Source organism: Ruegeria sp. CDSA077 (assembly GCF_059612265.1).
Map to the genome: position 1 here is coordinate 1 of NZ_JBXWQG010000017.1, position 25,254 is coordinate 25,254.

Genomic DNA, 25,254 nt, shown 5'->3' on the forward strand with positions numbered 1-25,254 from the left:
GGCGTTGTGTCGAAAATCGTCGAGTAATTCGCGCAAGCGAATGATCAAATGGAAAGGGCGCCCATCCGGCGCCCTTTCTCGTTTGATCTCGACAAGCCCGCGACGCGCCCATATCGTACACTAAAGAGTGTTGAGTGATCGGAGGCGGTGATGAGATCGTTCGCCGAATAGTCTCAGACCTAACCGTCGAAACAAAAAAGCCCGCCCCAAACCGGGGCGGGCTTTTTCTGTTTGAATTTGGTAATTCAAGACGGGGAATACCTAAAGAAGCAGCATGCTTTAGTCGTATGCAGCGTCCACTATGAATTCCACCTTAAGTTCGGGCCGCGCCAATTTTGCTTCGCCACACGCCCTCGCAGGTGCGTATCCTGTAGGAACCCAAGCATTCCAGACCTCGTTCAAACCAGCAAAGTCCTTCATATCGGCTAGCCAGATGGTCACACGCAGCATTTTTTCCCGTGATGAACCTGCGCGCTCTAGCAGGTCGTCAATTTTCCCAAGGCAAATACGCACCTGTTCCTGAATGGTATCACCTTCGGCGACTTGCCCGGTCAAATAGGCCACACCATTATGTTTAACGATTTTGGACGATCTCTCGCCGGTTTCGATGCGTTCTATCATTGGAGTGATCTCGCTGTTTCCTGTTTGATGCACGCGTTCATGGTCATAAGATGCCCCGCATGGCAAACGGAAACCGCTTGAGTAACTTTCAGAAAAGTTGAACTGGTCGGGGACGGGGCGGGTCGATAGCATTTTGCCGCGCCTAGGCTAGCTTGCCAGCGACACAGTATACCAGATTGCGCTTTTGCCGTTGAAGTGCTCTCTAGTTGGTTTCAGTGGATTGCATCGGGCGAAACCGCAAGAAGGATACTTCGACATGGACGAAACCGTAGAACGACTGTCCAAGCGCCTGAAGCGGCGAGGATATCAGGTTTCGCCAATGAAGGAGACGGGTGCCTATATCGGTAATCTGGGTTTTGAGGTCGAGACAGTATTCGATGTCGGGGTGGCCTCGGGAACCGAGCATTTGTACGAAGCTTTCCCCGCAGCCAAGTTTGTGTTGGTTGAGCCCATTTCGGATTACGAAACCAAGGTACGGAAAAACTGGGGCGACAAGATCGATTTTGATTTCCATGCTTGCGGAGTTGGTGCCGAAAGCGGACAGACGACTCTTCGAATTCCAACGGTCGGCGATCGTTGGCTCGGCACACGGGCAACGATGCAGGAGTTTGACGAAGCGGCAATCCAACACACCTCGCAAGTTGAAGAGCGACAAGTCCCGGTAAAAACACTGGATGAGATTGCGTCTTCCTACAAGGAACCTTTCGGATTGAAAATCGACACGGAAGGTTTTGAAATCGAGGTTATTAAAGGTGCATCGGAGATGCTAAAAAAATGCACCTTTGTATTGGCTGAAGTCTCTGTACGGCGTCGGTATCACGGCGGTTATAGGTTCAGCGATTTTGTCGCCGCGATGGCAGATCACGGGTTTGAGCTACACGAATTCGTCAGGCCACCGTCTGCAGAAGCGACCGATTGCGATGCCATTTTTGCCCCATTCGAAAGCTCAGTGTTCGACTATCAGGATACCAGACTGTCTCGTATGGCGGCACGGGTAGCCAAGACATAGTCTAAGGGCATCTTTCCGCATGCAACGCGAGTTGTGTTGTCCGCGAAGGCGTTGAGCCAATCGCGCTGGGAGACGCCCCGCTTTTCGCTATCCGTGAAAGTGGCCGCTCCTCAAAGGACGGCCTTTACAGAGGTTCGGATCGAGATGCGGTTACTCTGCGCCCACAAATCTGAAAGAGGTCGTGCAAGCCTCAACCAATTTGAAGTTAGAAACATGTATCGCCTCAGTTGCACTGATGACATATCGAACGTTACGAACAAGGGCAGAGTGAAGACACACGATGGAAGCAATATTCATCCTCTTGTTTCTGGCCTTTTTGCTCTGGGCGATCTGGCAACTGTTTGCGCTAGTGGGGGATATGGCAGAGCGGCGCGGACAAGATCGATTACTTTGGCAAGTGGCAGCACTGTTTATCAACCCGTTTGGGGCAATTATCTTGCTTTGGCTTTTTGTGTCTGTCCAAGAAAATCCCTAGGCATTCAGTACAGGAATTTGGTGGACCAAATTTAGATTGAGTCGATCTTGTTAAGACGCCCAAATTCAGAAAATGTACGCATAGGGAATGAGCCAGGTGAGCGCATTCGACTTGTTTGAACTTCCCCCCTTGCCAAACCCCTCACACCCCTGTAGATCGCGCGAGTTCTCTATAAGAACATCAAGGCGGGGTGATTCCCGCCTTTTGGGTTCGATGAGGGTTGGCGATGCGCGCTTGTCCTCCTCTCAACCTCAACGCCTGATAAAAGGCTGTTATTATGCAAAGCCAAAATATCCGTATTCGGCTGAAGGCATTTGACTATCGCGTTCTGGATGCCAGCACGCAAGAGATCGTCAACACTGCCAAGCGGACCGGCGCGAACGTGCGCGGCCCGATCCCGCTGCCGAACAAGATCGAGAAGTTCACGGTTCTCCGTGGCCCTCACGTTGACAAGAAATCCCGCGACCAGTTCGAGATCCGCACGCACAAGCGTCTGCTCGACATCGTTGATCCGACCCCCCAGACCGTTGACGCGCTGATGAAGCTCGACCTCGCTGCTGGTGTGGACGTCGAGATCAAGCTGCAGTCGTAAGATCGGAGGGTATAGATTATGCGCTCTGGTATTATCGCAAAAAAAGTAGGCATGACCCGCCTGTTCATGGAAGACGGCAAGCAGATCCCTGTAACCGTTCTTCACCTGGACAACCTGCAGGTTGTTGCACAGCGCACGGACGAGAAGGACGGCTATACTGCTGTTCAGCTGGGTGCCGGTGCTGCCAAGGCAAAACGCACCTCGAAAGCCATGCGCGGTCACTATGCCGCTGCCAAGGTTGAACCCAAGCGTAAGCTGGTCGAGTTCCGCGTCTCTGAAGATGGCCTGATCGAAGTAGGTGCCGAGATTTCGGCAGAACATTTCCTGGAAGGTCAGAAAGTTGACGTTTCGGGTACTTCGATCGGTAAAGGCTTTGCCGGTGCAATGAAGCGCTGGAACTTCGGTGGTCTTCGCGCCTCGCACGGTGTTTCGATCAGCCACCGTTCGCACGGTTCAACTGGCCAGTGTCAGGATCCGGGCAAGGTTTTCAAAGGCAAAAAGATGGCCGGTCACATGGGTGCTGCCCGTGTAACCACCCAGAACCTGGAAGTCGTCAAAACCGACGCCGACCGTGGTCTGGTCTTCATCAAAGGCGCCGTTCCCGGACCGAAATCCGGTTGGGTTACCGTCAAGGACGCCGTCAAGAAGAAAGCACCGGAAGGCCTGCCTTTCCCGGCTGCTGTGAAATCGGCTGCAACCGAAGCACCTGCGGAAGAAGCTCCCGCGGAAGGTGGTGAAGCATGAAACTTGATGTAATCAAACTGGACGGCGGCAAAGCCGGCAACATCGAGCTGGATGCGGACCTGTTCGGCCTGGAGCCGCGCGCGGACATCCTGCACCGTGTGGTCCGTTGGCAGCGCAACAACGCGCAGGCTGGCACCCACAAGGTCAAGACCCGCTCGGAAGTGTCCTACTCGACAAAAAAGATCTATCGCCAAAAAGGCACCGGTGGCGCACGCCACGGCGCCCGTTCGGCACCGATCTTCCGGGGTGGTGGCGTTTACAAAGGTCCGGTCGTGCGTTCGCATGGTCATGACCTGCCGAAAAAGTTCCGTAAACTTGGTCTGCGCCACGCGCTGTCTGCCAAAATGGCAGCTGGTGAGCTGGTTGTGATCGAGAACGCCGAAGCCGAAGGCAAGACCGCCGCTCTGGCCAAGCAGGTTGCAAACCTGGGTTGGAAACGCGCTCTGGTCATCGACGGGGCGACCGTGAACGAAGGGTTCCTGAAGGCGTCGCGCAACATCGAAGGTCTGGATATCCTGCCGTCGATGGGTGCAAACGTTTATGACATCCTCAAGCGTGACACTCTGGTGCTCACGAAAGCGGCTGTCGAAGCACTGGAGGCTCGACTGAAATGAGCGCGAAGGCAGAACACTACGACGTGATCCGCAAACCGATCATCACCGAAAAGTCGACCATGGCGTCCGAAAATGGCGCGGTTGTCTTTGAGGTTGCGATTGACAGCAACAAGCCACAGATCAAAGAGGCCGTTGAGGCACTGTTTGGTGTGAAGGTCAAAGCGGTGAACACCTCTGTGACCAAAGGCAAGGTCAAGCGGTTCCGCGGCCAGTTGGGCAAGCGGAAAGACGTCAAAAAAGCATATGTGACCCTTGAAGAGGGTAACACCATCGACATTTCCACCGGTCTTTGATCGGGCCTGTCTTTGGACAAACCATTAAGACCCCCGCGAAAGCGGGGGTTTTTCTTTAGGTAGTGACACCAAAAGTTGAGCGCCATTCCCAGCGTCTCGAACAGAAAATGATTGCTATGCCGGTGGGGTCGTCTATCCGGTATGGAACAAACAAACGATATGGCAGGCGCATGACCCAATCCACTCTCTCGACCCGGGACAACCCGGATGTGACTGTCGCGCGGGACTGGGTGTCGACGCTGGCCAAATATCGAGAGCCAAGCCAACCGCGTAGCTGGTTCGAGCTGGGGGTTACCTGTGTTCCCTTCATAGCGCTTTGGGCCTTGGCCTGGATGTCTTTGTCGGTCAGCTATTGGCTGGCGCTTGCGATCTCGGTTCTGAACGCGGCCTTTCTGCTGCGCCTGTTTGCCATTCAGCATGATTGCGGTCACGGGGCATTTTTTACGAACCGGACGGTCAGTGACTGGGTCGGTCGGGGGCTCGGGGTGCTGACGTTGACGCCTTACGATGTTTGGCGGCGCACACATTCCTCGCATCACAACTCATCTGGCAATCTGGATAAGCGCGGGATGGGAGACATCCATACGCTGACGGTGGCCGAATACCGGGCGCTGACGCCTTTGAACCGGTTATTTTACCGGCTCTATCGCCACCCGATCACCCTGTTTGGTTTTGGTCCCGGCTATCTGTTCCTGTTTCAAAACCGCCTCCCGCTTGGTTTGACCGGTATTCCGAAATTCTGGGTCAGCGCGATGGCGACGAACCTGGCCATTCTGGCCGCGCTAGGGGCCATCTATTACTTTGGTGGCCTGATGCCGGTGCTGCTGATTTTCCTGCCTTCGACCCTTATCGCTGCAACGGCTGGCGTCTGGCTGTTCTACGTCCAGCATCAATTCGAAGAGACGCAGTGGGATCCGGATCAGGACTGGCAACTGCACGAGGCCGCCCTGCACGGCAGCTCTCACTATATCCTGCCGTCCGTCTTGCAGTGGTTCACGGCTAATATCGGCATCCACCACGTACACCATCTGTACAGCCGTATCCCGTTCTACCGCCTGACCGAGGTGCTGCGGGACCATGACGAGTTGGCCAACAGCAACCGGATGACTATCCGCGAAAGCCTCGCCAACGCGCGGCTGCACCTGTGGGATGAGAATAACCGCCGCCTGCTGTCCTTCGCCGAAGCACGCGCGCTGTATGGGTGAAGGGCTCATTCAGAGGGTCTGAGCGATAGCCGGAAATCCGGTCGTTGCTCCCGCCGTGTGATGCGGATACGGTCGCTGTTATGAAACATGTCCCCAAAGAAACGACAGATGACGCCCTTATTCAGGAGTTCCTGGATAAAGGAGGCAAAGTCAGCGTTGGAAAAACCAAACCTGCGCCGGCAGAGCTGGGTTTGAGCAATAACGTCTGGAACAACAAGCTGACCAAAGAAGAAAAGGCCGCGCGCGACAAGAAGTGATTGTGCGGGGCTATGGGTGAGCGTCAAGGCTGCTGGTGTAACCATGGAAGAGGGTAATCATCGGCGTGCCCACCAGCCTCTGATCGGACTCGTCATTGGAGAGAGATATTAGGCCCCCGCGAAAGCGGGTTTTTTGTTGTGTATATCCGCTAGCCGCGCCGGTGACTGCCCGTGGGATGGCGCCGCAGCGACTGATCTGCGCGCTTTATAGTGCCAACTACATCCGAACTCAGAGCGAGGCGCAAACGTCCCCATAGCGCCAGCCCGCCGGGACGGGCAGTCGCTGGCGCGGCGACCTTCGGCCTTGTTCCGCGCTTGTGTGAGTAATTGAAGAGGCGCCAAAGAATCATATGCAACCTCAAAATAGGTAACACCATGACATCTCTACTCGACGCTGATCGAGCCGTCATAGGAGAAAGATGCACAGAGATGGCTAGTGGTTGAATGAACTAGGTAGTTCTGATTACTCTTCTGCCGAGCTACAGAGGGGTTGCGCTTGCTTTACGCGTACCGTTATTGCCGCCTTGTCAATTTCTAGAGGTTAATATGCAAAGCGTTGACTTAAGCCCGTTCTCTTACGGGATATTGGCACTTACAAATCCGGGTGAGTGGCCAAACGAAGAAGAGTGCGATGAATTTTCCCATCTGGTTACCGGCAAATCGGCTTATGTTTGGCCGCTTGTGTTCGCGGCGTATGCTTGGCATTTGGAGGGGCGAAAGGGCTTTGAATTTCCCAAGGAAATTGAGCGAATCGACACCTATCTAGGCAGGCACTTTGGGAATTTTCTTGAAGAGAACCCTGTAGATTTCTCCAATGCAGGAAGTCAATATGTGCGCTCAAAGCCTGGATCATTTCAAGCGATTAGGAAAGATTTTGGAACTCCAGCCAAAAACCTTCAGATTCCTGAAGCTGAAAGACGTTTGAGCCTAGAACTTCGTCTGCTTGAGGAAAGAGGACTAATAGTTGACCCGTTCTCCGTGAGTCTTGCGGGTTTGACCATAGCTGTTCTCGGCGCGGTACCATTTTCTTTTACAAAGAGAACCGGTTTGGGTGATGAAAAGTATTTACAAATCAAGGCGATGCTATGGGAGTTCGAAAGCTTAAGCGACGAAGAGAAAAGGGAGGTTCGGTTTCATTTTTTTATGGAGAAAGCTATAAAACAGCTGAAAAAACACCTCGCGCTCCTCATGGCAGATGATGGTGAAACCTGAAACGGTTACGTAGTTTACTCATTCGCGAGTAAACAGTGTGTCCCCTATAGACACCCACCCCCAACACGGCTATATGCACCCAATCTCGCGGCCTCGGATTCGTTCCGGGGCTTCTGATATTTGTAACCGGGGACCTTCGGGGCCCTATACCCTTGGCACCTACGGGGGCCTATCACATAGCGAGGCACTGCCTCGCACTTGCTAAACGGAAGACAGAAAGCATGGCACTCAAGTCGTACAAGCCGACGACGCCGGGCCAGCGCGGGCTGGTGCTGATCGACCGTTCGGAGCTTTGGAAAGGACGTCCGGTCAAGTCTCTCACTGAGGGTTTGACCAAATCGGGCGGCCGGAACAACACCGGACGGATCACTTCACGCCGCCGCGGCGGTGGCGCAAAGCGTCTCTACCGGATCGTTGACTTCAAACGGAATAAATTTGATGTCGCGGCAACCGTCGAGCGGATCGAATATGACCCGAACCGGACCGCGTTTATCGCACTGGTAAAATACGAAGACGGCGAGCAGGCATATATCCTGGCTCCGCAGCGTCTGGCTGTTGGTGACAAGGTTGTGGCTTCGGCCAAGGCCGACATCAAGCCGGGTAACGCAATGCCGTTCTCGGGTATGCCTATTGGTACCATCGTCCACAACATCGAGATGAAGCCTGGTAAAGGCGGTCAGATCGCACGTGCGGCCGGTACTTACGCGCAATTCGTGGGCCGTGATGGCGGCTACGCTCAGATCCGTCTGAGCTCGGGCGAGCTGCGTATGGTTCGTCAGGAATGCATGGCCACCGTTGGTGCCGTGTCCAACCCCGACAACAGCAACCAGAACCTCGGTAAAGCCGGCCGTATGCGCCACAAAGGCGTACGTCCGTCGGTTCGTGGTGTCGCTATGAACCCGATCGATCACCCGCACGGTGGTGGTGAAGGTCGTACCTCGGGTGGCCGTACACCGGTTACGCCTTGGGGTAAGGACACCAAGGGTAAGCGTACTCGCAACAAAAACAAAGCGTCCCAGAAGCTGATCATCCGCTCGCGGCACGCCAAGAAGAAGGGACGTTAATCCATGTCTCGCTCTGTTTGGAAGGGTCCTTTCGTCGATGCTTACGTGCTGAAAAAAGCCGAAGCAGCGCGCGAGTCGGGCCGCAACGAAGTTATCAAGATCTGGTCGCGTCGTTCCACCATTCTGCCCCAGTTCGTGGGTCTGACCTTTGGTGTGTACAACGGCCAGAAGCATATCCCCGTCAACGTCTCGGAAGACATGATCGGTCAGAAGTTCGGTGAGTATTCGCCAACTCGTACCTATTACGGTCACGCCGCTGACAAAAAAGCGAAGCGGAAGTAAGTCATGGGCAAGGAAAAGAACCCCCGCCGCGTGGCTGAAAACGAAGCAATGGCGAAAACGCGCATGCTCCGTACCAGCCCGCAGAAACTGAACCTGGTTGCGCAGATGATCCGCGGCAAGAAAGTTGAGAAGGCTCTGACCGACCTGACTTTCTCGAACAAGCGTGTCGCGCAGGACGTCAAAAAGTGCCTGCAGTCCGCAATCGCCAACGCCGAGAACAACCACAACCTGGACGTCGACGAGCTGATCGTTGCCGAAGCATGGGTTGGTAAGAACCTGGTCATGAAACGCGGTCGCCCCCGGGCCCGTGGCCGTTTCGGCAAGATCATGAAGCCGTTCTCGGAGATCACCATCAAGGTGCGTCAAGTTGAGGAGCAAGCCTAATGGGTCATAAAGTAAATCCGATCGGCATGCGCCTTCAGGTGAACCGCACCTGGGACAGCCGCTGGTACGCCGACACCAAGGACTACGGTGATCTTCTGCTGGAAGATCTGAAGATCCGTGAGTTCATCAACAAAGAGTGCAAGCAAGCCGGCATCGCCCGTGTGATCATCGAACGTCCGCACAAGAAGTGCCGCGTTACGATCCACACTGCACGTCCGGGTGTCATCATCGGCAAGAAAGGCGCGGACATTGAAGTTCTGCGCAAGAAAATCGCCCTGATGACAGACAGCGAACTGCACCTGAACATCGTCGAAGTGCGCAAGCCCGAGCTTGACGCGCAGCTGGTTGCCGAGTCTATCGCTCAGCAGCTGGAGCGCCGGGTTTCGTTCCGTCGCGCAATGAAGCGTTCGGTTCAGAACGCCATGCGTATGGGTTCCCTGGGTATCCGGGTGAACGTCGCTGGCCGTCTGGGTGGCGCCGAAATCGCACGGACCGAGTGGTACCGCGAAGGCCGTGTGCCTCTGCACACGCTGCGCGCCGACATCGATTACGCACAAGCCGAAGCGATGACTCCTTATGGGATCATCGGGATCAAGGTCTGGATCTTCAAAGGTGAGATCATGGAGCACGATCCGCAGGCACGTGACCGTAAAGCACAGGAACTCCAGGACGGCCCTGCACCTCGTGGTGCTGGTGGCGGTCGTCGCTAAGGAGGGAAAGATATGCTTCAACCAAAGCGTACTAAATTCCGCAAGATGCACAAAGGCCGGATCAAGGGTGAAGCCAAGGGCGGCTCTGATCTGAACTTTGGCACCTATGGACTGAAAGCTCTTGAGCCTGAGCGTGTAACTGCACGCCAGATCGAAGCTGCACGTCGTGCCATGACGCGTCACATGAAGCGTCAGGGCCGTGTCTGGATCCGCATCTTCCCCGACACTCCGGTTACGGCTAAGCCGATCGAAGTTCGTATGGGTAAAGGTAAAGGTTCGGTCGACCGCTGGGCATGCAAAGTCAAGCCTGGCCGCGTGATGTTCGAAATCGACGGCGTCAATGACGACATCGCCCGCGAGGCCCTGCGCCTGGCTGCGATGAAGCTGCCGATCAAGACTCGCGTCGTGGTTCGCGAAGACTGGTAAGCGATTGTGGGCGACCCCGCTCGCGACAAGATTGACCCCCGTCGGGAAACCGGCGGGGGTTTTTGGTTTGATGGCGTTGCTCCGCCACAGCCTCGCAAAACACCCATCGCCTTCATCGAGAGGCTGGTTTAAGACAGGCCCATGGCACAGATTGAATCACTTTTTGTCACCCGTCTCTATCGCGCAGCTTTGTCCGAGTTTGATCCCAAGATCGACCCGGAGGAGCTGGAAAGCTCCTGTCTTGTCATCGCCGAGGATGATGAGGCCGGGCAGGAATGGTGCGAAGAAAACGGCTATCCCGGTTATACCAGCTATGCCTCGCTGACGGATCTGCCCTGGCGGTTTCCGATCTTTGCTGATCTGGTTAAGGTGCTGGACCAGCACGTTGCAGCTTTTGCTAAGGATCTGGAGTTTGATCTGGGTGAGGGTGAACTAAAGCTTGAAGACCTTTGGATCAACATTTTGCCCGAGGGCGGAATGCACTCCAGCCACCTGCACCCACACAGCGTGATCTCGGGCACGACTTATGTTTCGATGCCCGAAGGCGCTAGCGCGCTGAAGCTTGAAGACCCGCGCTCGGGCCGCATGATGGCAGCGCCCACGCGTATGAAAGGGGGCCGTCGGGACCTGCAGCCATTTATCTATGTGAAGCCTCAGGTTGGCGATGTTTTGCTATGGGAGAGCTGGTTGCGCCACGAGGTGCCGATGAACATGGCCGAGGATGAGCGGATTTCCGTCAGCTTTAACTATAAATGGGACTAGCACGGTCGTTTAAGGGACTCTGATTCAAAGGAATGTGTGAAAAGTTCTTGCATTGTGTCGTCAGATAAACGATGTGGAGGGCGCTTACGTTTTTCTTTTTCGACCACTGTCTCCCGAATATCGGCGTTCAGTCTTTCGATCCAGACCGACAACGCCGCGCTGTCGCAATTCCGCGGACAGCAATTTACTAGGAGACTACGGATATGGCCAACGGCACCGTAAAATGGTTCAACACAACTAAAGGTTTTGGCTTCATCGCACCGGAGACCGGTGGCAAAGACGTGTTTGTACACATCTCTGCTGTCGAGCGCTCGGGTCTGACCGGCCTGGCCGACGACCAGAAAGTAACGTTCGACATCGAACCCGGCCGTGACGGTCGTGAGTCGGCTGTGAACATCGCTCTGGCGTAAGTCACTCAGACTTAGACAGTTGAAGACGCGGTCTCGTGCAAACGAGGCCGCGTTTTGCGTTTGTGAGTGGGATGTCTACATGCTGTAATGGCTGGTGCATTCAACGCACCTGTCAACGAGGCCTAGGGTGGCGGGATTAATGCCAGCTTTTCTATTTTGTGGGGGTAAACCATGGGCGCGCCAAAACTAGCAAAGGTTGTACTAGCGGTTTCACTTTTTTTGGCGTTGGCCGTCGCACCTGCACTTGCGACGTGCCCAACCCGTGTAGATGTCGGTAAAGGCGTCTGGTTGGACTATGGCGGAACATGGCTTTTACGAGTTCAAACCGTTGTTGAGACGGGGTTTGTCGTTGAGTTAAGAACCGAAGACTCTAGGCGCATAGGTTTCGCTAGCCACTACGCGCATCCTTTGCTGTTCAGCGAGACCTTTATGAAGTTCACCGCCTCAAAGCGTTCATACGAGCAATCAGTTAGTTCCTTAGATGACCTAGAGCAGCAAAAAGAGTGGCAGTCAGGCTTCACGATACAAGATGGCGATAAAGAAGCCTTACTCGGCACTGTAACGGTTGAGTTCCAGAAAAATCGAATTGAACGGGTTGGAACGTGTAAATACAAAGTTTGGGAAGTTCTGGTGCGTGAGCATGTATCAGGGGATGACGAACGAACGGTAAAGGTGTTGTATTCTCCAGAGCTAAAGATAGTTTTGAAGCAGGCGCATATGCTGCCGAACTCTGGATTGGTTTGGGGAAGAGGTTTCGATGGAATTCGCTCCAAGAGCGAATAGGCTTCCAAATTCGGTTCAAACATCTCGTGCCCGTCGCTGGTTGCTCAAGTGAGCAGAGCGCTAAAAACGGCCTCTCGATCAATCCTCCATACTTTCCCTTGCCACCCACCCCAGAACCCCCTATAGAGCGGCATCTTGCGTTCCCCCGGCCGAGTCGGGGGATTCGTATGTCTATCATTCATCCACCAGGTCAAAGGTGACCCTGCATAGGGGCCTTCTGGTGTTTTGAGCAAAGGAAAAGGCGATGAACGCCCAAGAACTGCGTGACAAGACCCCTGACCAGCTCCGCGAGGAACTGTCCAACCTGAAGAAAGAAAGCTTTAACCTGCGCTTTCAACAGGCAACCGGTCAGATGGAAAGCACCGCTGGCATCAAAGCGGCCCGCCGCAACGCCGCCCGCGTTAAAACCATCCTGAACGAAAAGGCCGCTGCTGCGGCATCGGAGGAGTAATCCTATGCCTAAGCGTATCCTTTCCGGCACCGTAACGAGCGATGCCAACGCACAGACTGTAACCGTATCCGTCGAGCGCCGCTTTACGCATCCGGTTCTGAAGAAAACCATCCGTAAGTCCAAGAAATACCGGGCTCACGATGAAAAGAACGCCTTTAAGGTCGGCGATACAGTTCGCATCATCGAATGCGCGCCGAAATCGAAGACGAAACGTTGGGAAGTTCTGGAAGCGTAAGCCTCCGGGATTTTCCCATTTGTCGAAACCCTGGGGGATCTAACAAGACCAGCCCCCACAGGTCGGGAGAAACCACATGATCCAGATGCAGACCAATCTGGATGTCGCTGACAACTCCGGCGCACGCCGAGTTCAGTGCATCAAGGTCCTGGGTGGTTCCAAGCGTAAATACGCCTCTGTAGGCGACATCATTGTCGTCTCGGTGAAGGAAGCCATCCCACGCGGCCGCGTGAAGAAAGGTGACGTCCGTAAGGCCGTCGTCGTACGCACCGCCAAAGAAGTCCGTCGCGAAGACGGCACCGCGATCCGTTTCGATCGCAACGCCGCCGTCATTCTGAACAACAACAACGAGCCCGTAGGTACCCGTATCTTTGGCCCTGTTGTTCGTGAACTGCGCGCGAAGAACTTCATGAAAATCATCTCGCTTGCTCCGGAGGTGCTGTAATCATGGCTGCTAAACTCCGCAAAGGCGACAAGGTCGTCGTGCTGGCTGGCAAGGACAAGGGCAAAGAGGGAACTATCACCTCGGTCGACCCGAAAGCCGGTAAAGCCGTTGTTGATGGCGTGAACATCGCCATTCGCCACACCCGCCAGTCGCAGACCTCGCAAGGTGGTCGCCTGCCTCAGGCAAACCCGATTGAGCTGTCGAACCTGGCTCTGCTGGACAAAAACGGTAAAGCAACCCGCGTTGGCTTCCGCATGGAAGGTGACAAGAAGGTTCGTTTTGCCAAGACCACGGGGGACGTGATCGATGCTTGATACCGCAACCTACACCCCGCGTCTGAAAGCTCAGTACGCTGAAACCATCCGTGCCGCTCTGAAAGAAGAGTTCGGTTACAAGAGCGATATGCAGCTGCCCAAGCTGGAAAAGATCGTTCTGAACATCGGTTGTGGTGCAGAGGCCGTCAGAGACTCGAAGAAGGCGAAAGCCGCTGTTGAAGATCTGACCGCGATTGCAGGCCAAAAGGCTGTTGCAACACTGGCGAAGAAGTCGATCGCGGGTTTCCGCGTCCGTGAAGACATGCCGCTGGGTGCGAAAGTTACCCTGCGCGGTGACCGGATGTATGAATTCCTGGATCGTCTGATCACCATCGCGCTGCCGCGCGTTCGTGACTTCCGCGGTGTTAAGCCTTCTTTCGATGGTCGTGGCAACTTTGCCATGGGCATGAAAGAGCACATCGTGTTCCCGGAAATCGACTTCGACAAGGTCGACGAAGTCTGGGGCCTGGATATCGTAATTGCCACCACAGCGAAAACCGACGCTGAAGCGAAAAGCCTGTTGAAAGCGTTCAACATGCCGTTCAACGCTTAAGCGCCGGGAGGATTGAGACATGGCTAAAAAAGCAATGATCGAACGCGAGAAGAAGCGCGAACGCCTGGTGGCCAAATATGCCGCAAAGCGTGCCGAGCTGAAAGAAATCGCGAATGACGAGAGCAAGCCGATGGAAGAGCGTTTCAAAGCGCGTCTGAAACTGGCGAAACTGCCGCGCAACAGCTCGGCAACTCGTCTTCACAACCGCTGTCAGCTGACAGGTCGTCCTCATGCTTACTATCGTAAGCTGAAGGTCAGCCGTATCATGCTGCGCGAGCTGGGTTCTGCAGGTCAGATCCCCGGCATGGTGAAATCGAGCTGGTAAGGGAGACATAGATATGAACGATCCTATCGGCGATATGCTCACCCGTATCCGCAACGCGCAAATGCGCGGCAAGTCCACTGTAAACACTCCGGCGTCGAAACTGCGCGCCTGGGTTCTGGACGTGCTGGCGGACGAAGGTTACATCCGTGGCTACGAAAAGATGACTGGTGAAAACGGTCATCCGGCCATCGAAATCAGCCTGAAATACTACGAAGGCACCCCTGTCATTCGCGAGTTGAAGCGGGTCTCCAAGCCCGGTCGTCGCGTATACATGGGCGTCAATGACATCCCGCAGGTCCGTCAGGGTCTGGGTGTGTCGATTGTCAGCACTCCGAAAGGTGTGATGTCGGACCAGAATGCACGCTCCAACAATGTTGGCGGCGAAGTGCTCTGCACCGTCTTCTAAGGAGGTCTGTCAATGTCTCGTATTGGTAAACGTCCGGTCGAACTGCCCAGCGGTGTAACCGCCTCGGTTTCCGGCCAGACCATCGAAGTCAAAGGCCCGAAAGGTGCCCGTAGCTTCACTGCGACTGATGACGTTACGCTGTCGGTCGAAGACAATGTGGTTCAAATCAACCCGCGTGGCATGTCCAAACGTGCCCGTCAGCAATGGGGCATGAGCCGCACCATGGTTGCCAATCTGGTAACCGGTGTGACCGAAGGCTTCAAAAAAGAGCTGGAGATCCAGGGTGTTGGTTACCGGGCTCAGATGCAGGGTAACACCCTGAAGCTGAACCTGGGCTACAGCCACGACGTTGATTTCGTTGCTCCGGAAGGTGTCACCATCACCGCACCGAAGCAGACCGTGATCATTGTGGAAGGTAACGACCAGCAGCAGGTGGGCGAAGTCGCGGCGAAAATCCGCGAATGGCGCCGTCCCGAGCCGTATAAAGGCAAGGGTATCCGCTATAAGGGCGAATTCATCTTCCGCAAAGAAGGCAAGAAGAAGTAAGGACGCAAACAATGGCAAACAGCAAAAGAACCCTGTTTCTGAAGCGCCGCCTGCGCGTTCGGAACAAACTTCGCAAGGTCAATGCAGGTCGTGTACGCCTGTCGGTTCACCGTTCGAACAAGAACATCAGCGCTCAGCTGATCGACGACGTTCGTGGCGTGACCCTGGCCTCGGCCTCGACCCTGGAAAAAGATCTGGGTGTAGTTGGCACAAACAACGTCGAAGCGGCTACGAAAGTGGGCGCAGCCATCGCCGAGCGTGCCAAGAAGGCAGGCGTCGAAGAGGCTTATTTCGATCGTGGCGGCTTCCTGTTCCACGGCAAAGTGAAGGCTGTCGCCGACGCTGCGCGTGAAGGTGGTCTGAAGATCTAAGACTTGCGGGCAGCGCCTCAGCTGCCCCGATGATCCGGGGGCCTCGGCAATAGTCGAGGCTCACTTGGATTGAAACAACGGCGCCGCAATGCGCCACATGAGAAAAGGGATGCCAAATGGCAGAACGTGAAAACCGTCGGGGCCGTGGCCGCGACCGCGACGAAACTCCGGAATTCGCAGACCGTCTGGTCGCGATCAACCGCGTGTCGAAAACCGTAAAAGGTGGTAAGCGCTTTGGCTTCGCCGCTCTGGTGGTTGTCGGCGATCAGAAGGGCCGCGTCGGCTTTGGCAAGGGTAAAGCAAAAGAAGTACCCGAGGCCATCCGTAAGGCAACTGAACAAGCCAAGCGTCAGATGATCCGCGTGCAGCTGCGCGAAGGTCGGACCCTGCACCACGATATCGAAGGCCGCCACGGCGCCGGTAAAGTGGTTATGCGCTCGGCACCTGAAGGTACTGGTATCATCGCCGGTGGTCCGATGCGTGCTGTATTCGAAATGCTGGGCGTCAAGGATGTTGTGTCCAAGTCGTTGGGCTCGCAGAACCCGTACAACATGATCCGCGCCACCATCAACGGCCTGCAAAAAGAGCAGAGCCCGCGTTCGGTTGCACAGCGTCGCGGCAAGAAAGTTGCTGACATCCTGCCCAAGCGGGACGAAGCGCCTGTTGCTGCTGAAGCAGAAGCATAAGGAGAGCGACCCATGGCAAAAACCATCGTCGTCAAGCAGATTGGTTCCCCGATCCGCCGCCCCGCTGAACAGCGCGCGACCCTGATCGGTCTGGGCTTGAACAAGATGCACAAAACCCGTGAACTGGAGGATACTCCTTCGGTCCGCGGCATGGTCAACAAGATCCCGCATCTGGTAGAGATCATCGAAGAACGCGGCTAATCGCGAGTTCTTTGAAGACTTAAAAACGCCTCCGATCTGATCGGGGGCGTTTTCTTCTTGTTTGGCCGGTCGTTTTTTTTCCGGCTCGTCTTATGTTGCTTTTCAGTGCCTCGGCGCAAACTCGGCTATGACCCGAGCGCCTTTTTTTCTGCAAACTCAATGTCGACTTCATGGCGCAACGAAGGTTCTCTGCCTGGTTTTTCGTACAGCCTGGGGCATCCATCGCAAAAACTGGCTGCTGCCTCGCGTTTGGAATGAGCACGCGGGTTCCAGACCTGCCGGCGCAGAGCTTTGTATTTTTCGTTGTTCCAGATGGTTTCAAGTGGTTCGTCGAAAACATTTCCCAACACATGCGGATCACGGTTCTTGTCGGAAACATATTGGCGGCCGGATCGCCAGAGACAGCAGGGAATCACATCGCCATCAAAGCGAATGACCGTGCTGCTGTGGGGCCAATGGCACCTTGGCGTGAGGGATGATGACAGGGGCGCGCCATTTTCAATCCGATCGGGATCGTCGTCTACGACGTTGTACAGATCTCCATTTGCATCGAACCGTAGCCCTTCAAACGTGGTAAAGGCGTCGATACCAATCTCGTCTACGATGGCCTTCACCTGATCCAGTTCATCCTCGGCGTGATGGGGGAAAGAGATATGCTGTATTTCTATGAACGGAGATTTCAGACCCTTCCTCTTTTTATAGCCAGCCAGTAGTCGCAGGTTGTTCAGAACGAAATCCAGGCGTCCGCGAACACGGGTAACCTGAAAGCTTTCCTGCGTCGCGCCATCAACTGAGATTGTGATATGGCTAAGCCCGGCATCGACCAGGTCATGAATCCTCTCGGCTTTTAGCCGATAGCTGAAATGGGTGGTGATATGGCTTTCCAAACCGGCTGCGGTCGTGGCCCGGATCATGTCGTTGAGGTCCGGGTGTGCCAGAGGATCGCCATAGTAGAACAGGCTTACACCAAGCGCGCGATCTTTGATCTGGCCAATGATATGCCGGTACTGCTGAAGGCTGAGTTTGTCCTGCTTTCCGAAATTCTGATCGCTGAGTAATGGCCGGTTGCGTCGGGACGGGTTCGCATGGACGCAATGTGGACAGGCTAGTGAGCACAGCGGCGAAATATCAATTTTCACCAGAGACGGCAGCGGGGCGGCTTGTTGAGAGTGAAGAAGATAGCCCCGAACGTTGCGCAACAGGTTTGCCGATTGCTTCAAGGAAGGACGGCGCTGAATCCAGCGCAACCTTCTAATAACGCTTGAAACCAAAGGCATGGAGTATCCTCATTCATGAAGTCGAGGACGCCCTAAACGTGCGAGGCGAAAATGGTAAAACAGGCCGAAATAGCCCGATAGTTCACGGATATGTGATAGAATAGTGAAAATATGGGTCCGTAAAAGAAAAAAGATATTAAAATATATAAATTTGATAGATCTTATCTTTAGCCGAGAAATCCACAGGTCTATTTCAACGAAAGCCTGTAGTGGGATGTCTAAACAGTGTTTTCACTGCCATTCCCCCAATGCATACCGGCCAGACCGAATCTTCTGTTGTTAGCGTTATCTGGCGTTCTTATTTGAGCTTTGTCCCAAATAGGAACGCAAACGAAATCTGGAGAATACGCTCCGGTTTAGAAAGGAATATAGAAATGGCAAACACAGCAACTTTTTCCCGCGAAGGCTTTGGTCTGACCGCCCGCATCGCAACTCTGATCGCACGCGTGAAAGAGGCCTATGCCCTGCGCGCCGAATTCGGCCGCACCTATTCAGAGCTTCAGAACCTGACTGATCGTGAACTGAACGACATTGGTATCCGCCGGTGCGATATAAGTGATATTGCGCATAAGCACGTCTACTGCTGAGAACCTGGCAGGCTGAACAACACCGAGGCGCCATTTGGCGCCTCTTTTGATTCTGCGTGCTTGAAAGGCACAGGCACGGTGAAATTGGTCGCTCTGCATTGTGGATCGTTTGGAAATTTTCCATGAGAACTATTAGAGGGGGCTATGTCCCAATAACGCGATCACGAGGCTGACACAGTGCGAGACTATCAGATTGGCGTATTGGGTATTCCGTCAGACTGCCCGGCGCTGGATCTGCTCATCGAATATACAACGGACCCATATCGGATTCCTCCATGGCTGCCCAAACACCGGATTAATCCACTGGACGCGCCAATCCAAAATGCTGAAGGCTAGACAGTTTGGGCGTTGTTCACTTCAAAACTTGCATCCTCAGCCACAAAGCTGTATCGGGCTCCGGTGGCGTACTGCGCCGCAAGAATCAAAACCAAGAAATGCCGTGTTTGACCCATCACGCTTCGGGGTCATTTCCGGCGAAGGAGAAGCGAAATGAAACTGAATGAATTGCGCGACAACCCAGGCGCCACACCGAAACGGACCCGCGTCGGCCGTGGTCCCGGTTCCGGTAAAGGTAAAATGGGTGGCCGTGGTATCAAAGGTCAGAAATCCCGTTCGGGTGTGGCGATCAATGGCTACGAAGGTGGCCAGATGCCGCTGTACCAACGCCTGCCCAAGCGTGGCTTTAACAAGCCGAACCGCAAGGCGTTTGCCGTTATCAACCTGGGCCTGATCCAGAAATTCGTCGACGCCGGTAAGCTGGACGCCAAAGCCGCGATCACCGAGGACGCACTGGTTGCATCCGGTCTGGTTCGCCGTAAACTGGACGGTATCCGCGTTCTGGCCAAAGGCGAAATCAGCGCCAAGGTGACCCTGGAAGTAACTGGTGCTTCGAAAGCTGCCGTTGAGGCAGTCGAAAAAGCAGGCGGTTCACTGACGGTCACAAAAGCCGCTGCGGCAGAGTAAGCGCTTGTGAGCGGGCCAAGACCCGCTTACATAGACCTCAGAGTTTTCCAAGACGCCGCCCGAGCCGGAAAACGGTTCCGGGCGGTGTTTTCATAAGAGAGACCGATTTATGGTATCAGCAGCAGAACAAATGGCAGCCAACACTAGCTGGGCTGCTTTGGGCAAAGCCACCGATCTGCGCAACCGCATCCTGTTCACACTGGGTTTGTTGATCGTCTATCGCCTGGGCACTTTTATACCGGTGCCGGGGATCGACGGACAGGCCCTACGTGAGTTCATGGAGCAAGCGGGGCAGGGCATCGGCGGTATGGTTTCGATGTTCACCGGCGGGGCGCTTGGGCGGATGGGTATCTTTGCCCTCGGCATCATGCCTTACATCTCGGCCTCGATCATCATTCAGCTGCTGACCTCGATGGTTCCCGCGCTCGAACAGCTCAAGAAAGAAGGCGAGCAGGGTCGTAAGAAGATCAACCAATATACCCGTTTCGGCACCGTGGCGCTGGCCACGGTTCAGGCCTATGGCTTGGCCGTTTCGCTGGAGTCTGGCGATTTGGCGACCGATCCGGGCCTTTATTTCCGTCTGTCGACTATGATTACACTGGTTGGCGGCACCATGTTCCTGATGTGGCTGGGTGAGCAGATCACCGCGCGCGGCATCGGCAACGGTATCTCTCTGATTATTTTCGTTGGCATCATCGCCGAGGTTCCGGCAGCGTTGGCTCAGTTCTTCGCAAGTGGCCGCAGCGGCGCAATCAGCCCCGCAGTGATCATCGGAGTGATCGTCATGGTCATCGCCGTGATCACCTTTGTGGTGTTCATGGAGCGCGCTTTGCGCAAGATCCATATTCAATACCCGCGCCGTCAGGCCGGTATGAAGATCTATGAAGGTGGCTCGAGCCACTTGCCGGTCAAAGTGAACCCGGCTGGCGTTATCCCGGCGATCTTCGCCAGCTCTTTGCTGTTGCTGCCGGTGACGATCTCAACCTTCTCATCGGGTGCGACCAACGGGCCGATCATGTCCTGGCTGCTGGCCAATTTTGGACCCGGTCAGCCTCTGTACCTGCTGTTCTTTGCGTCGATGATCGTGTTCTTTGCCTATTTCTACACGTTCAACGTGTCGTTCAAACCGGATGACGTGGCGGATAACCTGAAAAAGCAGAACGGTTTTGTGCCGGGTATCCGTCCGGGTAAGAAAACCGCCGAGTATCTGGAATACGTGGTCAACCGCGTTCTGGTTCTGGGTTCGGCTTATCTGGCGGCGGTTTGTTTGCTGCCTGAAATCCTGCGGGGCCAGTTTGCTATTCCGTTCTATTTCGGTGGTACTTCGGTTCTGATTATCGTCTCTGTGACCATGGATACGATCCAACAGGTTCAGAGCCACCTGCTGGCGCATCAATACGAAGGGCTTATCGAAAAGTCCCAACTGCGCGGGAAGGGTAAGAAACGCGGCAGGAAGGGACCCGCTCGTCGATGAACATCATTCTTCTGGGCCCCCCGGGGGCGGGTAAAGGAACGCAAGCGCGTCATCTTGTTGAAACACGCGGCATGGTGCAGCTGAGCACCGGAGACATGCTGCGCGAAGCCAAAACCTCGGGCACCGAGATGGGCCTGAAGGTCGCAGCCATCATGGATGCCGGCAAGCTGGTCACCGATGAGATCGTGATCGGCCTGATCGAAGAGAAGCTGACCACCGAAACCGGTGCCGGTTTCATCTTTGACGGTTTTCCGCGCACATTGGCACAAGCCGACGCATTGGCGGCTTTGCTGACCAAGCTGGGCCAGTCACTGCACACTGTGATCGAGATGCGGGTGGATGACGATGCCCTGGTGGATCGGATCACCGCACGTTCGACCTGTTCGGGCTGTGGCGAAGTTTATAATGACAAGACCAAGCCGATCCCGGCAGATGGTCGCTGCACCAACTGTGGTGAGCAAAAAGAGTTCACGCGTCGCGCCGACGACAACGAAGACAGCCTGCGCACGCGGTTGATGGAGTACTACAAAAAGACGTCGCCGCTGATTGGTTATTACTACGCCAAAGGCGATCTTCGCCCGGTCAATGGGTTGGCCGATATCAAGGAAGTGACTGCGTCGATCGAGGCCGTACTCGGCTAGCTCCAATATGGCCTTGACGCCAAGCGCAAAAGCCCATATCGACCCCCATCCCTAAAGGGAATCAAGATCGCAGGCGGGATTCGTCCTAACTGCCCCGACCACCTCGAATAATACTGGGCCCTCTGGCGTCACTGCCACGGTCAAGTGTTGTGAAAAAAGGTTCCGGAGCTACGGAACCGCAACAAAAAGGAAAGTGACACGTGGCACGTATTGCCGGCGTAAACATCCCGACTGCAAAGCGGGTACCTATCGCCCTCACATATATCACCGGTATCGGCAACACCTCGGCGCAGGCCATCTGCGAAGCCGTAGGCATTGAAGCGCACCGTCGCGTCAATGAGCTGTCGGATTCCGAAGTTCTGGCCATCCGCGAACATATCGACGCAAACTTCACCGTCGAAGGTGACCTGCGTCGCGAAGTTCAGATGAACGTCAAGCGCCTGATGGATTTGGGTTGCTACCGCGGTCTGCGTCATCGTCGTAACCTGCCCGTTCGCGGTCAGCGTACCCATACCAACGCTCGTACCCGCAAAGGCCCCGCAAAGGCCATTGCTGGCAAGAAGAAATAAGGAGGGTCTGACCGATGGCACGCGAAAAGACTCGTACCAAGAAAAAAGAGCGCAAGAATATCGCATCGGGCGTGGCCCATGTGAATTCGACCTTCAACAATACCAAGATCCTGATCTCGGACGTGCAAGGCAACGCCATTGCATGGTCGTCGGCCGGGACCATGGGGTTCAAAGGGTCGCGTAAATCTACACCGTATGCTGCTCAGATGGCTGCGGAAGACGCAGGTAAAAAGGCGCAGGATCACGGCGTCAAGACGCTGGAAGTCGAAGTTCAGGGCCCCGGTTCGGGTCGTGAATCGGCTCTGCGCGCACTGGCTGCAGTGGGCTTCAACATCACGTCGATCCGCGACGTGACGCCAATCGCTCACAATGGCTGTCGCCCGCCGAAACGCCGCCGCGTCTAAGCGAATTAGAATTGAGCTGGGGCCCGCGTTTTTGCACGGCCCCAGCACGTCATTTTGAACCTCGGGCGTCTGCACCTTGTTGGTCATGGGGCGCGGACAGGAATGGAGGGATTACATGATCCACAAGAATTGGGCAGAATTGATCAAGCCAACCCAGCTGGAAAGCAAGCCGGGCAACGACCCTGCGCGCCAGGCAACGCTGGTTGCAGAACCGCTGGAGCGTGGCTTTGGTCTGACACTGGGCAACGCCCTGCGCCGCGTTCTGATGAGCTCGCTGCAAGGTGCGGCCATCACCAGCGTTCAGATCGACAACGTCCTGCACGAATTCAGTTCGGTTGCAGGCGTGCGTGAAGACGTCACCGACATCATTTTGAACCTAAAGCAGGTCGCCCTGCGCATGGAGGTCGAAGGCCCCAAGCGTCTGTCGATCAATGCAAAAGGACCGGCAATCGTCACCGCAGGCGACATCAGCGAAAGCGCTGGCATCGAGGTTCTGAACCGCGATCACGTCATCTGTCACTTGGATGATGGTGCCGACCTGTTCATGGAACTGACCGTCAACACCGGTAAGGGCTATGTCTCGGCTGAAAAGAACAAGCCAGAAGATGCACCTATCGGCCTGATCCCGATCGACGCGATCTATTCGCCGGTTAAGAAGGTCGCCTATGACGTTCAGCCGACGCGTGAAGGTCAGGTTCTAGACTATGACAAGCTGACCCTGAAGATTGAGACCGACGGTTCGATCACCCCCGAGGACGCGTTGGCCTATGCCGCACGCATCCTGCAGGATCAGCTGTCGATCTTCGTCAACTTCGATGAGCCGGAAGCGGCTGGTCGTCAGGACGAGGATGATGGTCTGGAGTTCAACCCGCTGCTGCTGAAGAAAGTAGATGAGTTGGAACTGTCTGTCCGTTCGGCAAACTGTCTGAAGAACGACAACATCGTCTACATTGGCGACCTGATCCAGAAGACCGAAGCCGAGATGCTGCGCACCCCGAACTTCGGCCGCAAGTCGCTGAACGAGATCAAAGAAGTGCTGTCCGGCATGGGTCTGCACCTTGGCATGGATGTCGAGGATTGGCCGCCCGACAACATCGAAGATCTGGCGAAGAAATTCGAAGACGCGTTTTAAGCGCGTCTTCCCCAATGCCCGGGCTGCCGGGGAATCAAGGGCGATCTTGCCCCAAGGAGAGTCGGTGACACGCATCGCCGGCCAGACAAAGCAAAACGCTAAAGAAGGAACTAGAAAATGCGTCACGCACGTGGTTACCGCCGCCTGAACCGTACTCATGAGCACCGCAAGGCTCTGTTTGCGAACATGGCTGGCTCGCTCATCGAACATGAGCAGATCAAAACAACTCTGCCCAAGGCAAAAGAACTGCGCCCGATCGTTGAAAAACTGATCACTCTGGGCAAGCGCGGCGACCTGCACGCTCGTCGTCAGGCCGCATCGCAGCTGAAAGAAGACAAAGACGTCGCAAAGCTGTTTGAAATCCTGGGCCCCCGTTACGCCGAGCGTCAGGGCGGTTATGTCCGGATCCTGAAAGCAGGCTTCCGCTATGGCGACATGGCCCCGATGGCGATAATCGAATTCGTTGACCGCGATCTGGACGCCAAAGGCGCTGCAGACAAAGCGCGTACCGCCGCCGAAGAGGCCGCAGACGAAGAATAAGAAAGCCTGGCTTTCATGTGAAAACCCCCGTGTCTCGGACGCGGGGGTTTTTCTTATGGAGCCAGTCGCAAGTCCGCTCTGCTCATGGTATGTGTCAGCTTTAGTCAGGGCCCGAGAAGCGTTTGCAAATGTCTGGTTGCTGCTTCGGCGCGCCTTGCCAATGTTCCCGGATCGGGCTTTTCTGTGCGCCCGATCGCGCGCTGGATCTGAAGATCACCAATCAACAATCCCAAATACAAATCAACCACGTCCGAAATATCGTCGCTGCTGATTAGCTCTCCATTGGTTCTGGCAGCTTCAAACAGCTGTGCCAGGAGAGGGGAAATCGTTTCCCGACCCGCCTCTGACAAGGCTTTACCTAGTTGGCCGGTTGCGTCAGCTGCGGCCGCGCGATTCAGAGAAACTGCCTTCTCGCCCAATATGATATCCAGCAATACCGGCCCAAAGGCGTCGAGTGTTTCGATCGAGGCTTCACGCTGTGCAAGCGCGTTTTCAAGCAACGTTTTTGCTTCCGCAGCGTTTCGTGACACCATGGTGCGGAACAAGCCAAGCTTATCGCCATACCAGTTGTAGAGCGTTTCGTTTGAGCAGCGGGCACGTTTGGCGATGCTCAGCATCGAAGTTCCCGCGAAACCTTTTTCTGCGAGCAGTTCATAAGCCGCTGTTTCGATCTGTTCCTGCCGGGCAGTGCGTAGGTGATCTTTCAATCTGGCCTCCTGAATGGTGTTGACACTAAGCCGTACATTGGGTTACGGCTTAACGCAACCGTACACTTTGTTACGGAAAAAGGAGGCGAATTTGATTTATGAGAAAGATCGGGCGGCCAATGCTGCTTTGTTGACACTTATCGTTTTGCAGATCGTTATGCTGAGTGCTCTCTATGCCGGAGTACCGCCACATCCGCCCACAGCTACACCACTGTTTGGGATCGCGCCTTTTATTGGAGCCGCACTCAGCGCAGCCTGCGCTGCGATCCTCCTTGGCGCCACGGAAACAAAGGCCGGTATATGCCTGACACTTTTAGCAGCACTTCTTGCTTCGGTTTCCTTCGGACCGCAAAAGTACGCAGACGCGCAGTTTCCCCTGATCTGGCCCGCAGTACTCGTAGGGCAGGGGGCCATACTTACGCTTGTCGTTTTGGCATACAGATCGGTTCGCTTGAAACCGAGACAGCTCAGCTAATACCTAACCGTCTGACTATGAACGTCGTAGTCAGGCGGTCGGACATGTCAAATGTGGCAGGACTGGCTTTATCTTGTAAGGGTGGTGATGACTGAAGTCTGGCAGAAAC

General features: G+C 55.1%; 40 protein-coding genes. 37 read left to right on the forward strand and 3 right to left on the reverse strand.

Going from position 1 to position 25,254, the window contains the following annotated elements; all coding sequences use genetic code 11:
* Nucleotides 1–279: 279 nt before the first annotated feature.
* Nucleotides 280–621, reverse strand: a complete 342-nt coding sequence (locus tag AC2FLE_RS19635) for a RidA family protein (protein ID WP_496699245.1) — start codon at nt 619–621, stop codon at nt 280–282.
* 256 nt (nt 622–877) lie between these two features.
* Here AC2FLE_RS19635 and AC2FLE_RS19640 point away from each other — a divergent pair, with 256 nt between their 5' ends.
* The 28 genes from AC2FLE_RS19640 to rpmD all read left to right on the forward strand — a co-directional run bounded on the left by AC2FLE_RS19640 (nt 878) and on the right by rpmD (nt 16,376).
* A complete protein-coding gene (locus AC2FLE_RS19640) occupies nt 878–1,630 on the forward strand; it encodes an FkbM family methyltransferase (protein WP_271951961.1) in 753 nt (250 codons plus the stop codon).
* Between the two features lie 280 nt (nt 1,631–1,910).
* Complete coding sequence (locus tag AC2FLE_RS19645; RefSeq protein ID WP_281973758.1) at nt 1,911–2,105, forward strand: hypothetical protein; 195 nt, start codon at nt 1,911–1,913, stop codon at nt 2,103–2,105.
* Between the two features lie 277 nt (nt 2,106–2,382).
* The gene (gene rpsJ / locus AC2FLE_RS19650; RefSeq protein WP_008756422.1) at nt 2,383–2,697 is read left to right on the forward strand and encodes a 30S ribosomal protein S10; all 315 of its coding nucleotides are present in this window, start codon (nt 2,383–2,385) and stop codon (nt 2,695–2,697) included.
* Nucleotides 2,698–2,715: 18 nt separating this feature from the next.
* Entirely contained in the window at nt 2,716–3,441 is a 726-nt protein-coding gene (gene rplC / locus AC2FLE_RS19655) for a 50S ribosomal protein L3 (protein ID WP_142639796.1), read from the forward strand.
* Nucleotides 3,438–4,055: a 50S ribosomal protein L4 gene (gene rplD / locus AC2FLE_RS19660; RefSeq protein WP_050605826.1), complete on the forward strand. Its 618-nt coding sequence runs from the start codon at nt 3,438–3,440 to the stop codon at nt 4,053–4,055. Before rplC ends, rplD begins: the two co-directional genes overlap by 4 nt.
* On the forward strand, nt 4,052–4,348 hold the full coding sequence (locus AC2FLE_RS19665; RefSeq protein WP_142639794.1) for a 50S ribosomal protein L23: 297 nt from the start codon (nt 4,052–4,054) through the stop codon (nt 4,346–4,348). The genes rplD and AC2FLE_RS19665 overlap by 4 nt, the downstream gene beginning before the upstream one ends.
* Before the next feature lie 170 nt (nt 4,349–4,518).
* Nucleotides 4,519–5,553, forward strand: coding sequence for a fatty acid desaturase (locus AC2FLE_RS19670; protein WP_496699178.1), 1,035 nt, complete (start codon nt 4,519–4,521; stop codon nt 5,551–5,553).
* An 80-nt stretch (nt 5,554–5,633) separates the two neighbouring features.
* On the forward strand, nt 5,634–5,810 hold the full coding sequence (locus AC2FLE_RS19675; RefSeq protein ID WP_496699180.1) for a hypothetical protein: 177 nt from the start codon (nt 5,634–5,636) through the stop codon (nt 5,808–5,810).
* 546 nt (nt 5,811–6,356) lie between these two features.
* Complete coding sequence (locus AC2FLE_RS19680) at nt 6,357–7,022, forward strand: hypothetical protein (protein WP_496699182.1); 666 nt, start codon at nt 6,357–6,359, stop codon at nt 7,020–7,022.
* A 221-nt stretch (nt 7,023–7,243) separates the two neighbouring features.
* Nucleotides 7,244–8,086, forward strand: a complete 843-nt coding sequence (gene rplB, locus AC2FLE_RS19685) for a 50S ribosomal protein L2 (protein ID WP_008757664.1) — start codon at nt 7,244–7,246, stop codon at nt 8,084–8,086.
* Between the two features lie 3 nt (nt 8,087–8,089).
* On the forward strand, nt 8,090–8,368 hold the full coding sequence (gene rpsS / locus AC2FLE_RS19690; protein WP_005980699.1) for a 30S ribosomal protein S19: 279 nt from the start codon (nt 8,090–8,092) through the stop codon (nt 8,366–8,368).
* Between the two features lie 3 nt (nt 8,369–8,371).
* Entirely contained in the window at nt 8,372–8,752 is a 381-nt protein-coding gene (gene rplV / locus AC2FLE_RS19695; RefSeq protein ID WP_039538267.1) for a 50S ribosomal protein L22, read from the forward strand.
* The gene (gene rpsC / locus AC2FLE_RS19700; RefSeq protein WP_037311761.1) at nt 8,752–9,462 is read left to right on the forward strand and encodes a 30S ribosomal protein S3; all 711 of its coding nucleotides are present in this window, start codon (nt 8,752–8,754) and stop codon (nt 9,460–9,462) included. Before rplV ends, rpsC begins: the two co-directional genes overlap by 1 nt.
* A gap of 12 nt (nt 9,463–9,474) precedes the next feature.
* A complete protein-coding gene (gene rplP / locus AC2FLE_RS19705; RefSeq protein ID WP_085823145.1) occupies nt 9,475–9,888 on the forward strand; it encodes a 50S ribosomal protein L16 in 414 nt (137 codons plus the stop codon).
* A 141-nt stretch (nt 9,889–10,029) separates the two neighbouring features.
* On the forward strand, nt 10,030–10,650 hold the full coding sequence (locus AC2FLE_RS19710; RefSeq protein ID WP_496691900.1) for a 2OG-Fe(II) oxygenase family protein: 621 nt from the start codon (nt 10,030–10,032) through the stop codon (nt 10,648–10,650).
* 203 nt (nt 10,651–10,853) lie between these two features.
* A complete protein-coding gene (locus AC2FLE_RS19715; RefSeq protein WP_010437077.1) occupies nt 10,854–11,060 on the forward strand; it encodes a cold-shock protein in 207 nt (68 codons plus the stop codon).
* A 171-nt stretch (nt 11,061–11,231) separates the two neighbouring features.
* A complete protein-coding gene (locus AC2FLE_RS19720; protein WP_496699184.1) occupies nt 11,232–11,843 on the forward strand; it encodes a hypothetical protein in 612 nt (203 codons plus the stop codon).
* A 244-nt stretch (nt 11,844–12,087) separates the two neighbouring features.
* Nucleotides 12,088–12,294: a 50S ribosomal protein L29 gene (gene rpmC / locus AC2FLE_RS19725; protein ID WP_496699186.1), complete on the forward strand. Its 207-nt coding sequence runs from the start codon at nt 12,088–12,090 to the stop codon at nt 12,292–12,294.
* A gap of 4 nt (nt 12,295–12,298) precedes the next feature.
* Nucleotides 12,299–12,529: a 30S ribosomal protein S17 gene (rpsQ, locus tag AC2FLE_RS19730; RefSeq protein ID WP_037311742.1), complete on the forward strand. Its 231-nt coding sequence runs from the start codon at nt 12,299–12,301 to the stop codon at nt 12,527–12,529.
* Nucleotides 12,530–12,605: 76 nt separating this feature from the next.
* Nucleotides 12,606–12,974, forward strand: a complete 369-nt coding sequence (gene rplN, locus AC2FLE_RS19735) for a 50S ribosomal protein L14 (protein ID WP_005621870.1) — start codon at nt 12,606–12,608, stop codon at nt 12,972–12,974.
* A gap of 2 nt (nt 12,975–12,976) precedes the next feature.
* Nucleotides 12,977–13,288 (forward strand): 50S ribosomal protein L24, encoded by a 312-nt coding sequence (rplX, locus tag AC2FLE_RS19740; protein ID WP_142639787.1) that lies wholly within the window; start codon nt 12,977–12,979, stop codon nt 13,286–13,288.
* Nucleotides 13,281–13,841 (forward strand): 50S ribosomal protein L5, encoded by a 561-nt coding sequence (gene rplE / locus AC2FLE_RS19745; RefSeq protein ID WP_142639786.1) that lies wholly within the window; start codon nt 13,281–13,283, stop codon nt 13,839–13,841. Before rplX ends, rplE begins: the two co-directional genes overlap by 8 nt.
* 19 nt (nt 13,842–13,860) lie before the next feature.
* Entirely contained in the window at nt 13,861–14,166 is a 306-nt protein-coding gene (gene rpsN, locus AC2FLE_RS19750; RefSeq protein WP_142639784.1) for a 30S ribosomal protein S14, read from the forward strand.
* Nucleotides 14,167–14,179: 13 nt separating this feature from the next.
* Nucleotides 14,180–14,572, forward strand: a complete 393-nt coding sequence (gene rpsH / locus AC2FLE_RS19755) for a 30S ribosomal protein S8 (RefSeq protein ID WP_142639782.1) — start codon at nt 14,180–14,182, stop codon at nt 14,570–14,572.
* Between the two features lie 12 nt (nt 14,573–14,584).
* Nucleotides 14,585–15,118 (forward strand): 50S ribosomal protein L6, encoded by a 534-nt coding sequence (gene rplF, locus AC2FLE_RS19760; protein ID WP_058272374.1) that lies wholly within the window; start codon nt 14,585–14,587, stop codon nt 15,116–15,118.
* An 11-nt stretch (nt 15,119–15,129) separates the two neighbouring features.
* A complete protein-coding gene (rplR, locus tag AC2FLE_RS19765; protein WP_142639780.1) occupies nt 15,130–15,489 on the forward strand; it encodes a 50S ribosomal protein L18 in 360 nt (119 codons plus the stop codon).
* A gap of 116 nt (nt 15,490–15,605) precedes the next feature.
* Complete coding sequence (gene rpsE / locus AC2FLE_RS19770) at nt 15,606–16,175, forward strand: 30S ribosomal protein S5 (protein WP_142639778.1); 570 nt, start codon at nt 15,606–15,608, stop codon at nt 16,173–16,175.
* A 12-nt stretch (nt 16,176–16,187) separates the two neighbouring features.
* Nucleotides 16,188–16,376, forward strand: a complete 189-nt coding sequence (gene rpmD, locus AC2FLE_RS19775) for a 50S ribosomal protein L30 (protein ID WP_008757946.1) — start codon at nt 16,188–16,190, stop codon at nt 16,374–16,376.
* Between the two features lie 125 nt (nt 16,377–16,501).
* Here the strand turns inward: rpmD and AC2FLE_RS19780 are convergent, their stop codons facing one another.
* A complete protein-coding gene (locus tag AC2FLE_RS19780; protein WP_496699191.1) occupies nt 16,502–17,653 on the reverse strand; it encodes a radical SAM/SPASM domain-containing protein in 1,152 nt (383 codons plus the stop codon).
* A 374-nt stretch (nt 17,654–18,027) separates the two neighbouring features.
* Here AC2FLE_RS19780 and AC2FLE_RS19785 point away from each other — a divergent pair, with 374 nt between their 5' ends.
* The 8 genes from AC2FLE_RS19785 to rplQ all read left to right on the forward strand — a co-directional run bounded on the left by AC2FLE_RS19785 (nt 18,028) and on the right by rplQ (nt 23,963).
* Entirely contained in the window at nt 18,028–18,240 is a 213-nt protein-coding gene (locus AC2FLE_RS19785; protein ID WP_496691902.1) for a DUF1127 domain-containing protein, read from the forward strand.
* A 489-nt stretch (nt 18,241–18,729) separates the two neighbouring features.
* The gene (gene rplO / locus AC2FLE_RS19790; protein ID WP_142639772.1) at nt 18,730–19,203 is read left to right on the forward strand and encodes a 50S ribosomal protein L15; all 474 of its coding nucleotides are present in this window, start codon (nt 18,730–18,732) and stop codon (nt 19,201–19,203) included.
* Nucleotides 19,204–19,312: 109 nt separating this feature from the next.
* Nucleotides 19,313–20,677: a preprotein translocase subunit SecY gene (gene secY, locus AC2FLE_RS19795; protein WP_271951986.1), complete on the forward strand. Its 1,365-nt coding sequence runs from the start codon at nt 19,313–19,315 to the stop codon at nt 20,675–20,677.
* The gene (locus AC2FLE_RS19800) at nt 20,674–21,318 is read left to right on the forward strand and encodes an adenylate kinase (protein ID WP_142639768.1); all 645 of its coding nucleotides are present in this window, start codon (nt 20,674–20,676) and stop codon (nt 21,316–21,318) included. The genes secY and AC2FLE_RS19800 overlap by 4 nt, the downstream gene beginning before the upstream one ends.
* Before the next feature lie 200 nt (nt 21,319–21,518).
* Entirely contained in the window at nt 21,519–21,887 is a 369-nt protein-coding gene (gene rpsM, locus AC2FLE_RS19805; protein ID WP_142639766.1) for a 30S ribosomal protein S13, read from the forward strand.
* Nucleotides 21,888–21,901: 14 nt separating this feature from the next.
* Complete coding sequence (gene rpsK, locus AC2FLE_RS19810) at nt 21,902–22,291, forward strand: 30S ribosomal protein S11 (RefSeq protein WP_037311698.1); 390 nt, start codon at nt 21,902–21,904, stop codon at nt 22,289–22,291.
* A 115-nt stretch (nt 22,292–22,406) separates the two neighbouring features.
* Nucleotides 22,407–23,423 carry a DNA-directed RNA polymerase subunit alpha gene (locus AC2FLE_RS19815; protein ID WP_281995981.1) on the forward strand — a complete coding sequence of 339 codons (1,017 nt, stop codon included), beginning with the start codon at nt 22,407–22,409 and terminating at the stop codon, nt 23,421–23,423.
* Between the two features lie 117 nt (nt 23,424–23,540).
* Nucleotides 23,541–23,963, forward strand: coding sequence for a 50S ribosomal protein L17 (rplQ, locus tag AC2FLE_RS19820; protein WP_142639761.1), 423 nt, complete (start codon nt 23,541–23,543; stop codon nt 23,961–23,963).
* Between the two features lie 104 nt (nt 23,964–24,067).
* Here the strand turns inward: rplQ and AC2FLE_RS19825 are convergent, their stop codons facing one another.
* On the reverse strand, nt 24,068–24,670 hold the full coding sequence (locus AC2FLE_RS19825; protein WP_496694392.1) for a TetR/AcrR family transcriptional regulator: 603 nt from the start codon (nt 24,668–24,670) through the stop codon (nt 24,068–24,070).
* A gap of 91 nt (nt 24,671–24,761) precedes the next feature.
* Here AC2FLE_RS19825 and AC2FLE_RS19830 point away from each other — a divergent pair, with 91 nt between their 5' ends.
* Nucleotides 24,762–25,145: a hypothetical protein gene (locus AC2FLE_RS19830; protein WP_496699194.1), complete on the forward strand. Its 384-nt coding sequence runs from the start codon at nt 24,762–24,764 to the stop codon at nt 25,143–25,145.
* Nucleotides 25,146–25,254 lie beyond the last annotated feature (109 nt).